This window comes from Segatella bryantii, from assembly GCF_022024215.1.
In the GTDB taxonomy this organism is placed as follows: domain Bacteria; phylum Bacteroidota; class Bacteroidia; order Bacteroidales; family Bacteroidaceae; genus Prevotella; species Prevotella bryantii.
Map to the genome: position 1 here is coordinate 644,311 of NZ_CP091797.1, position 11,597 is coordinate 655,907.

General features: G+C 43.8%; 5 protein-coding genes. 3 read left to right on the plus strand and 2 right to left on the minus strand.

What is annotated here, in order from left to right:
• Positions 1-4: 4 nt before the first annotated feature.
• Positions 5-1,153, minus strand: a complete 1,149-nt coding sequence (locus tag L6471_RS02570; RefSeq protein WP_006281850.1) for a dienelactone hydrolase family protein — start codon at positions 1,151-1,153, stop codon at positions 5-7.
• The gene (locus tag L6471_RS02575; RefSeq protein WP_237796750.1) at positions 1,150-5,178 is read right to left on the minus strand and encodes a hybrid sensor histidine kinase/response regulator transcription factor; all 4,029 of its coding nucleotides are present in this window, start codon (positions 5,176-5,178) and stop codon (positions 1,150-1,152) included. Before L6471_RS02575 ends, L6471_RS02570 begins: the two co-directional genes overlap by 4 nt.
• 204 nt (positions 5,179-5,382) lie before the next feature.
• Between L6471_RS02575 and L6471_RS02580 the strand changes: the two genes are divergently transcribed.
• The 3 genes from L6471_RS02580 to L6471_RS02590 are packed head-to-tail and all read left to right on the plus strand — an operon-like array spanning position 5,383 to position 11,550.
• The gene (locus L6471_RS02580; RefSeq protein WP_237796751.1) at positions 5,383-6,846 is read left to right on the plus strand and encodes a hypothetical protein; all 1,464 of its coding nucleotides are present in this window, start codon (positions 5,383-5,385) and stop codon (positions 6,844-6,846) included.
• 34 nt (positions 6,847-6,880) lie between these two features.
• On the plus strand, positions 6,881-9,913 hold the full coding sequence (locus L6471_RS02585) for a SusC/RagA family TonB-linked outer membrane protein (protein ID WP_237796752.1): 3,033 nt from the start codon (positions 6,881-6,883) through the stop codon (positions 9,911-9,913).
• Between the two features lie 11 nt (positions 9,914-9,924).
• Entirely contained in the window at positions 9,925-11,550 is a 1,626-nt protein-coding gene (locus L6471_RS02590) for a RagB/SusD family nutrient uptake outer membrane protein (protein WP_237796753.1), read from the plus strand.
• The last annotated feature ends 47 nt before the right edge of the window (positions 11,551-11,597 follow it).

Genomic DNA, 11,597 nt, shown 5'->3' on the forward strand with positions numbered 1-11,597 from the left:
CGATTTACAAGTGTTTCTGAAAAAACTCAAGTATCGTCTGTTGTGCTTTCTTATCGCAACTGTGAGGAATATCCCATAGTTCAGTCTGCAGTTTATCTTCGGCATGCTGACTTTTCCATATCGCATGCAGCTTGTCGAATGCTTTCTTTACACCAGGAACAGGGAAGAGTTTATCCTTTTCTCCGTTAATCAAGAGCATGGCTTTCGGACAAGCAAGGCTGGCTATATCAGGATAATCTAACCAACGACGTAAACCAGGAAGACAGTTGGCAAAACCGCCATTCTCTGTACGCTTATACTTAAAACTCATCTGTTCGTCGGTCGTTACCATCCAACAGACAGAGGCACTCGCCTGAATACGATCGCTCAACGCAGCCAACATCCACGAACGATACCCCCCCATAGACCATCCGACACACCCTATACGCTTGCTATCTACCTCCGGCATTTGAGCCAGAAACTCTGTACCTGAGATATCATCATACGTCATCCAGGCAGAGAGATCGATACCATACATCATCATGTTGCCGGCTATCATATCATATTTATCACGACGGGCACCTTCCATCTGTCCACGTTCTCCCCACATCGGTGCATCGGCAGAATAGACTACATAGCCATGCTTGGCAAGATAGTCGCCTAAGAATTGACCACCATATCCCGCAGACCATTCTTCGGCATCACGCTTCACTTCATCCGTCTCACAAGCCAAGGGGCGAATCATCTTCTCCTTACCGATAAAGAGGTGTGCCCCATGATCGTGCAGGGCATTGACAGCAGGAAAAGGTCCCTTACCATCAGGTATTAAGACATAAGCCGGCACGGTATAATAACGAGATAAACGAATCTCTATCTTTCTCGCCTTATAGCCATCACGCTGTTCTTCATAAAGCACTTTCGTCTCATAGCCATGAGACGGTGCAGGAGGAGGCATCAACATACAGTCGAACACTTTTTGACGTGCTTTCTTTCGCCATTTATTAAAGTTCTTGATACCACTATTTTCCCATGATAAAGGATAATCTAAATCAGCGATTAACTGTTCGGCATAAACGGGAAGATTACGCTTGAACTCATATTTTTCTCGCTTCTGCGCATATACAGTAAGACAAACCGCACTCAAGAGACATACGGTCAACAGGCTTTTTCTCATGATTTTATCTTTTTTAAGTAGTCACTAGGATTTACGCCAAACTCATCTTTAAAGCATTTTCTAAAATAAGGTAAACTACTGAACCCCACTTCGTAAGCGATTTCACTAATCGTATATTTATTCTCGAGCAGGAGTTTTTCAGCATAATGCATCTTGTAATGCCGGATATACTCGTTAGTACCGATACCCGTAAGCGCTTTAATTTTACGATACATACTCGAAATGCTCATATTGAGTTTGTCGGTAAGATAATCCATATCGAGTGTACCCTTCATATTTTCATCGATTAAAGCATGAAAACGCTCAAAAAACTGCTGGTCATTCTTATTCATGGATTCCATGAATATCTTATGCTTTTCATCCATGGACGATGTCTTATCCACCGACTGCGAAGAAAATGATGCAATAATACGCTTGCGCTGGGCGATAAGATTATCGATACGAGTCTCAAGCAGCGAACGACTGAATGGCTTCGTGATATAACTGTCAGCTCCTGCCTCATACCCTTCTTCCTTCGCCTGATTACTATCCTTGGCCGTTAAAAGAATGACAGGGATATGACTGGTACGCATATCTGTCTTCAGCGCCTTGCAGAGTTCATTGCCATCCATAGCAGGCATCATGATATCGCTGATAACGATGGTTGGTATCAGATCGAGGGCCTTGGCCAACCCTTCCCGCCCATCGGCAGCCTGATACACCGTGAAACGATCAGAGAGAGAGTCGGCGATGTATTGGCGGATACTTGCATTATCCTCAATAACCAGAATGGTTTCATCGGTTTCGATCGCCTTGTCACGCTTCTTATCGGTGTCAGCAGAACTGTCCCTGTTCGTCTTATCCTCCAGCATAACAGCAGGTTCTACACCATGAATGGCAGAAGGATAAATATTGTTTTCGTCGAGTGTTACAGTAAAGGTACTCCCCTTCTCCACACTACTCTCCACACGAATAGTACCCTGATGCAGGGTAACGAGTTTTTTGACGAGCGACAGACCGATACCCGTACCAGAAGCCTGATGTTTACCATTTTCCTGATAGAATCGTTCAAAGATATGCGGCAGAGCACTTTCTGCTATACCATACCCCGTATCGGCTACGATGATATCGATAAGATGCTGATTACCCTCACGACGACGCGCGACACGCGATATAACAGAGCCACGCTCCGTATATTTTAAGGCGTTCGACATCAGATTGTCAACGATGATAGCCAACATATCTCTATCGAAATAGGCTTCGATATCAGACTCAGGAGCTTCAAACCGTATCTGGACTTCATGGTTCTGATTTAATTCTATATATTTCCGGATAATATTTTCTACCGCCTCGACGATATTACCTTTTGTTACCGAAAGTTCACGCGTATCAGTTTCTGTTTTTCTGAATTCCAGGATTTGGGTAATCAGCTTACGAAGTCGTTCGGCGCTATTGAGAATAATATGAAGGCGATGTTTTTCCTTGATAGGAATATCGATGCTCTTACTCATATCTAAAAGAGGACCGATAATTAAGGTCAGTGGTGTACGCAACTCGTGCGTAATATTGGTAAAGAAGCGCATACGCTCCTCATTGAGCAACTGTTCCTGTTCATGCTTATGCTGTTCGGCCGATAACAGATATTCCAGACGAATTTTCTTACGATAGGAATAGACGATATAGAGGACAGCTAAGACGAAAATAACCAAGTATATCATCTTAGCCCACCAGGAGAGCCAGAACGGAGGATTAACACATATATCTATCGAAGAGAGGTGACGAGACCACTCCTGATTATGTAATCTGCATTTTACCTCAAGGGTATAATTGCCGTAAGGTAAATTGCGGAAAGTAACCCGATTATCAGCTATCGTCGTCCAGTCATCCGATAAGCCTTTCAGGCGATAAGCATACTCCACTTCGCCTTGCAGGGCATAGTTGAGGCTGTTAAAGATTACGGTAAAAGTATTGTCAGTATACCTCAGATCTACCGCCTTCTTATTCATCAATAGAACGATACTATCAGCGACCCCATTACTGCCTGCAAGATGCATCGACGTAAGATATACCTGTGGGGCCTGTTCTTTCCGTAATACTCGCGTTGGATCAAAATAGGTTATACCCTGTGTACTACCAAAGAAGAGTAACCCTTTTGGAGATATGGCCACACTGGAGGGATTAAAGTTGCCCATCGTAATATGGTCGCGATAATCGTAACTTACCAACGACTTTCTACCTGCCAATTTGCAGCTGATACTCTTCACCGTACTCATCCAGATATTCCCCCGACTATCCTCAGCCAGTGCCCGCACATTATTATCGGCATAACCATTGTTATGGCTGTACACCACAAACTGCGGTTTTTCGGGATGACTAACTTCCACCAGTCCACTGCTGGTAGCAAGCCACATGTGTCCATTCTTAGCGAGATGCACGTCATTGACCGTATTAGAAGGTAATCCTTCTTGCAGTGTAAGGTTTTTAAGCTGCTTGAACTGCGGTGAACAAATCACGACACCGCCTCCGAAAGTTCCTATCCAATAGTTACCCTGACGATCTCTGTCGATACTTCGAATCAAACTTTCGGTGAGTTGTGCCCTGGCGATGACCTCATAGCTTGCTTTCTTAATCACAAAAAGACCATTGCTCGTACCCACTAACATCCTGTCGGACAGTTCGTACATACACCGGATATCCTGTGTTTCTGAAAAAATGCGTCGCAAACCACCTCCATGAGCACTTTGCACATAGAGATTATCATTAAAGCAACCCAACCATAAGTTACCCTGTCTATCCCGATGAATCACCTGAACAGACCGGCCTGGCAAGTCGATATCACAAGCTACACGATAGCCATTCTTATCAAATACGTTAACCCCATCGCCATCCGTTCCGACAACGAGACGCCCCTGACGGTCGAAAGCCATACCGATGACCGCTTTGATAGACAGATGTTGTTTCGGATTAACAGGGGAATAGAGGATCTGTGAAAATAAGGGTTTACGATGCGCGATAAAGTTAACACCGCCACCATATAAGCCCAACCATACATTGTGATAGTCATCTTCTAATATGCATCGTACACTCGATCCCGAAAGATCATGATCGGAATCGCCCTCACGAATAAACTGAAATTGTGGATATAGCATACCTGCCCCTAACATGGCCTGCAAATGAAGAATTACCACACCATTAAGTTCGGTAGCTATCCACAGCTTCCCATCACTCAACTGCTTGATATCGAAGATACAATGATTACCAACCACCCCTTTACCATAATGTACAAATCGGGCATGCACAGCATCAAATAAATCGAGTCCACCATCACTTCCAATCCAGATGTTACCCATCTTATCACGGAAAATACAATGTACATCATCGCCCGACAAGGAATAAGGATCATTCGCCTGATGCCGGAAAGTATGAGCAGTACGGTTATGGGTATCGATAATACTGAATCCACCTCGCACATGACCTGCATAAATCAGTCCATTCCCCACATCGAGAACACACCAGTTGCTGTTGGTATACAGACCCTTTACCGTTTTCTGATTATAATGAATAAACCGATCATGCTGCCGGTCATAATAATCGATACCATTCCAATAGGTCGTAATCCAGATACTGCTATCCAGACTGGGCGCCAAAGACGTGATATCATTGGTAGCTATACTATGAATATTCTTAGCATCGTGCAGATAATAGCGAAAAGAATTGCTCTCATAATCGTAAACATCTAATCCGTTACGCTGTGTACCTATCCACATCTTCTTTTCTTTCGGATCATCGAGCAAACAATTAAGATCGTTACCAGAGATAGATTGAGTGCCTCTTTTATATAATGAGATAAACTGAGAACCATTAAAGCGATTTAGCCCCTGCTCTGTAGCGACCCATATAAATCCCTGTTTATCTTTAGCCATACTCATCACAAAGTCGCTAGACAAACCATATTCTTGTCCAAGTTGTTTCACCTGAATGGTTTGGGCTTGAAGAAAACATAAGTCCAATATAAAAGAGGTCAGTATTAGTATGTATTTTTTCATGTATATTCACATAGATCTTAATTCAGTACAAAGATACAAAAAAATATACTAAATTCATTCAAAATAGGACTACAAATCGTTCGATGAACGAAATATATACCCTTTTTGAACGATTTATTATTGTCTTATTAAACATAAATAAGTAAATTTGTGATACTTTTTAAATTAGAAACCTAACAAGAAGAACAACTAAAACCTAAAATTATGGTAAGAATATCTAACTACCTTAAAGGATTAACATTCGTCAGTATGATGTCTGTTGCCACGATGACACTACAATCCTGTAGCGATTCTGACAACTTCACAGCAGTTGACAATGCTGATCCGACTCTCTTGCTGAGTCAATCGACCATCCTCACAGAACCGGGACGTGCTTTCACAATAGAAGGTATCGCCAAGGATGCCGATGGATTAAAGTCTATCCGACTCGTCAATGATGATCTTTATCTGGATAAGACCATTGATTTCCTAACCTATTATCCAGACTCTCTACTCCATGAATATCACCTCAACTATGGGTATAACGGCGATAAAACATGGACAGGAACCGAATCTTTTCCAATACAAATTACAGTAGAAGATGTAATGGGGCATACGTTCACTACAACAGCAACCGTCAGCACTGCAGGCGATTTCTCTGCTCCTACATTTACTACTGCTCCGTCTCCAAATCTTACAGTATTGCTTCAAAATCCGAAGCTAACGTTAAACACGACCGTAGCTGACAACAAGGAACTCGGCTACATTAAAATTTCTATTCCAGCTGTCCATGTCAACGACAGCATCGCGCTAACCGGAACAAGTTATACGCTGCAGAAGGCATACGAACTGCCTGCCACAGAAGCAGAGTATAACATGACCATTACTATTGGTGATAAAGGTGGAAACACAACAAGCACTCAAAGCGTGGTTAAAGTCAGTGAACTACCAGATTTCAGTAGAATGTACTTAGCTGATGTAGACGATGTCGCTGACTTGAGTTCCGACCTGTATGGCGTACCAATGTTAATTGAGCACACAGGGGCTTATCAGTACCGCGCACATTATTATAATAAGGCTGCTGGTACCAAGATTCGCTTTATCCCTCAGAAGACAGACTTCCAACCTATTTGCTTCAGTGTAGACCCTAATACAGGCTTGCTAACCAGTGATCCGAGTGCAGGCGACCCAATAGAGCTCCAAGAGACGGGCTACTATGAGTTTACCTTGAATACGGTTACGGGCGAATGGGATATGAAGAAGTGGACACCTACTACTGCTGCGATGACACTTGATGGTACTACTACCGTGAACTTTAAAGATGGCTCAGGCGACCAACCTGCTCAAATCTGCCTCGCCGGTGAAGGTTTTTTACCAGCTACAGCCAACTGGACTACGAATCAGAATAATGGTGCCTTTATCCTCTATCAGGATAAGACCAATCCATATCGACTCTATCGCGAAATGAATCTTACGGCAGGAACAACCGTTTCGTTTACCATTTCACAGACACACTGGTGGGGTTGGTGGCCACAGCCATTCTGGCGTTTTGATGGTAGCGATGAGAACGAGGCTAATGTGCTCAATGGTGGTGATAACATGAAATCTGTCACCGTAAAGACAGATGGCACATATCTCTTCGAGTTCGACTATGCCCTCTTACGTTCACGTATTACCTTGGTGAAATAATCGACAATAAACATTAACCAATATCATTAATCATATGAAACGATATATATTATTCCTATTTATATCTCTTCTTACCTTTAGCCTTCACGCTCAAAATATCGATGTGACAGGTACGGTTATCGGAGAGAGTGACCAGGAGCCTATTATTGGTGCTTATGTCAAAGTAAAGGGTTCCACAGCAGGAGCTGTTACCGACTTAAACGGTACGTATATGCTCAAAGGGGTCAGTGGTAAGGCTACGCTGGTTATTTCCTGTGTCGGCTATGCTACTCAAGAAATTCCGGTCAAGGATCGTCATACTCTTAATATTACTCTGAAAGACGAGGCTTCTGACTTGAATGAGGTGGTGGTCATCGGTTATGGTGCGGTCAAGAAGGGTGATCTGACGAGTAGTATTTCTGCCATCAAAGGTGATAAACTGGAGCATATGTCTACGGGTAATGTCATGAATGCATTGCAGGGACAGGTGAACGGTGTACAGATTAGTAACGCCGGTGGACCGGGTGCTTCTCCTCGCGTTATCATCCGTGGTATCAGTACCATTAATGGTTCTGACCCGCTCTATGTCGTCGATGGTATGCCTGTAGGTACCAATATCAACTTCCTGAATCAGAATGATATCGAGAGTATGCAGGTATTGAAGGATGCTTCTGCTTCTGCTATCTATGGTACGCGTGGTAGTAATGGTGTGATCCTGATTACAACCAAGAAAGGTGCAGCAGGCAAGACTAAGTTTAATGCTTCGGCTACATGGGGCTTCCAGACCCTCTCTAAACCAGATATCGCAGGTGCAGACGAATATCGTCAGGTATTTAATACCCGCTATACCAACGATGGTCATACCAGTATTTTCAATGAGACAAGTGATGACGGTCGCTCTTCTTTGGGCAATACAGACTGGTGGGACGAAACCATGCGTGATGTCGCTTTGCAGCAGAACTACAACTTTGGTTTCTCTGGCGGTAATGACAAGTATATCTATAGTGCAAGTATCGGATACTATCGTCAAGACTCACAGTATAAGACGGGCAACTGGCAGAAACTCTCTGCCCGATTCTCGATGGAATATAATTTCAATAAGATGGTTAAAGCGGGTATAGATTTTACACCTCGATATGAGAATTGGGATGATACTCCTTCTCTGCTTGGTGCTATCATGGCGATGGACCCTACTACTCCTGTTATGAATGATGAGGATAAATGGGTTTCTAATCCCTATAGCAACTATGCTCGCTCACATAATAACCAGGAATGGAACCCGGTAGCCTCTATGAATCGTCTCGATTCCGGTGCTGACGAATATGCACTCCTTGCTACTCCGTTTGTACAGATCTCTCCGATCAAGGGACTTACTTTCCGCACTCAGTTTGGTGTGAATGCTCGTTTCCGCATGACCAACAGTTTTGTACCGGAATTCTTCATCGACAACCTGGAACAGCAGAATCCATCTACCGTTTCCAGTTCACATGAAAACTGGATCGACTGGAACTGGACCAACACGCTCTCTTATATGAAGACTTTCAATAAGAAGCACAATCTTAATGTCATGGCCGGTTATACCGTAGAGCGTTTCCAGGATTATCAGTTATACGGCAGTCGCGACGATGTGCCATCTTCTATCGAAGAAATGCGCTATATCAACGCAGGTACTACCAATCAGCAGGTCAGCGGTGTCGCTTCCTACAATTCACTGGTATCCTATCTCGGTCGACTGATGTACAATTACGATGAGCGCTATTATCTTACCGCAAGTGTGCGCGTGGATGGTAGTAGCAAATTCCCAAGTGGCAGCAAATATGCCACATTCCCTTCTGTCAGTGGTGCCTGGCGTATCTCCGGCGAGAACTTCATGAAGAATCAGAAAGTATTCGATGACCTGAAACTTCGTCTCGGTTGGGGTAAGGTAGGTAACCAGAATATCTCGAATGATGCCTATATTTCTTCGGTAGGTACCACACGTTATGTATTTGGTACAGATGCAACCACCACAGTAGGTACTGCTGTCAACAGAATCGGTAATACCCAGGTTCGCTGGGAAACTGTAGAAGACTTTAATATCGGTGTGGATATGGCATTCCTGAAAAACCGCTTGAAGGTAACTGCCGACTGGTATACCAAGAAGAGCCATGATATGTTGATGCAGAAAGAAAATCTGCTCGTATTGGGTCTTCCTGCCTGGAACGGTCAGATGTGGGAAAACATCGGTAGCATGAAGGCTACGGGATGGGAACTCGGCTTCAACTGGCAAGACCAGATTAAAGACTTCACTTATGGTGCTTCTTTGAATCTGTCAAGTGTACGCAACAAAGCTGTGAATCTGAATGGTAACTATATCTATACCGGTAGTCACAATGGCGACTATATCATCCGTAACGAAGAAGGTCTCCCAATCAGCCAGTTTTATGGGTATGTCGTAGACGGTCTCTTCCAGAACCAAACCGAAGTGACTTCGTATACAAATGAATATGGTGAGGCCATGCAACCTAACGCACAGCCAGGTGACTTCAGATATAAAGACATCAACTTAGATGGTAAGATTGATGAGAACGATAAGACCTATATCGGCAATCCGTTCCCAGACCTTATGGTAGGTTTCAACCTGAACGCAGCCTATAAGGGCTTCGACTTCCAGGCTCAGTTCTATGGTACATTTGGCAATGACATCTACAATCTGAATAAAGAACGCTATTTCGGTGTGAACGGTTCGAATGTATTGGCAGGCACACTCAATGCAGCATGGCATGGAGAAGGTACCAGCTATGATATTCCAAGACTTAGTGTGGACGACCCGAATGGTAACTATACCAAGCCAAGCAGTTACTTTGTAGAGAGTGGAAGCTATTTCCGCTGTAAACTGCTCCAGATAGGCTATACCCTCCCAAAGAGTGTCATGGGCAATGTACAACTTCGTGTATCTCTCTCTGCTCAAAATCTCTTTACCATCACCGGTTATTCTGGCATGGACCCAGAAACCGCTTCAATGGGTAGTGCAACAGAGGCAGGTATCGACTGGACAGGTTATCCTAATCCTCGTACCATACTCTTAGGTTTGAATCTTAACTTCTAAATTGTACGGATATGAAAACGATAAAATCAAATATATTTCTGAACAGAAGATTATGGTTGGGTAGCGCCTGTCTCGCTGGCGCCCTAACCCTGACAGGTTGTTCTGAGAGTTTTCTGGAAGAACCTCTTCGTGGACAACAGACGATAGAAAACTACTATACTTCAGAGGAAGAGGTAGAACAACAAGTAACGGGTTGTTATCAGACCCTCGCCTTCGATGACTGGTGGCAGATCTACAAATTTTATGTCATGAACGATGTCGTTACCGACGATGAGTGGATGGGTAACACCACACAGGATCCAGGCGACTATAAGCCTCTGGCTTTTTATACGGGTAACACGGTAGAAGCCGGTAATGGTGTGCAGAATTTCTATCAGTATCGCTTTAAGGGTATTTTCCAGTGTAATGCCACCATTAACCGTTCTGCAGGAGTCATCTTCCAGGATGAAAATCTGAAAAACAGACTGATGGCTGAGGCTCGTTTCATCCGTGCTTTCGAATATTTCGAACTCGTGAGAAGTTTTGGTGGTATGCCTATTCTGACGACGATAACAATGCCGAGCGAAGCGGCTGGTATCGAGCGTGCTTCAGCAGAAGATACCTATGCGTTTATCGAACAGGAACTGTTGGCTGCTATACCTAATCTCCCACTCCGCTCTGAACAGAGCAGTGCTGAGATCGGTCGTATCACCAAGGGAGCAGCTCAAGGTATGTTGGCAAAAGTATATTTGTATCAGGAAAAATACAAAGAGGCTGAAGCTCAATTACAAGAAGTGATTAATAGTAAGGAATATAAACTGCTGGATAACTTTGGTGATGTATGGAGCATGGATCACAACAACTCTGAAGAGAGTCTTTTCGAATATCAGACCAATAGTGATATCAGCTATAATCTGGGCGAACGTATCTCTGTCGTTGTAGGTAGCCGTGATGACTCAGGATGGAGCTGGGGACTTCCTACCAGCAATCTGGAGAAGGCTTTTGAGGAAGAAGGCGACTCGGTACGTAGATTATGGACGATATTGCACCATAACCAGACCTTTATTCCGAATGATGATACCTATAACGAGGATAATCCATATATCATTACACCAAGTAAGCATAAGAGTGCACGTGCCAACATGAAACTCTATATACCGCTGGCTAAGCGTCCTGATCCATACGATGCACCTCATATCCCACTGAACTATCGTATTCTGCGATATGCTGATGTTCTGTTGATGTATGCAGAAGTAGAGAACGCTTTAGGGAAAGATGCCGAGGCTCAGGATGCACTTAACCAGGTGCGTAAACGTGTAGGACTTAAAAATGTTACTTCTACCGGTACAGCACTTCGCGATGCTATCCGTAAGGAACGTCGTCTGGAACTCGCTCTGGAGGGTAACCGTCTTTTCGATTTGCGTCGCTGGACAGATGACAATGGCAAGAAGGCCATCTGCAATGTCATGGGTAGCAATGGTAGTTTTGTGAAGTATAATCTGGAACAGAGTACTGACGAATACGAGATAAGTAATCAGAAAGAAAGCTCCGATAAGGGGGCTAATTTCAAAGAAGGTAGAGATGAGCTCTATCCTATCCCTAATTCTGAGATTATTATGTCGAATGGTTCGTTAAAGCAAAATCCCGGATATAATTAATCTTAATTGGTACAACTGTGGGGGGAGCCAATAGTGTGGTCTCCCTC

Coding starts and splice junctions, on each gene's coding strand:
- L6471_RS02570 (WP_006281850.1), bottom strand. CDS start 1,153: ATGAGAAAAAGCCTGTTGACCGTATGTCTCTTGAGTGCGGTTTGTCTT.
- L6471_RS02575 (WP_237796750.1), bottom strand. CDS start 5,178: ATGAAAAAATACATACTAATACTGACCTCTTTTATATTGGACTTATGT.
- L6471_RS02580 (WP_237796751.1), top strand. CDS start 5,383: ATGGTAAGAATATCTAACTACCTTAAAGGATTAACATTCGTCAGTATG.
- L6471_RS02585 (WP_237796752.1), top strand. CDS start 6,881: ATGAAACGATATATATTATTCCTATTTATATCTCTTCTTACCTTTAGC.
- L6471_RS02590 (WP_237796753.1), top strand. CDS start 9,925: ATGAAAACGATAAAATCAAATATATTTCTGAACAGAAGATTATGGTTG.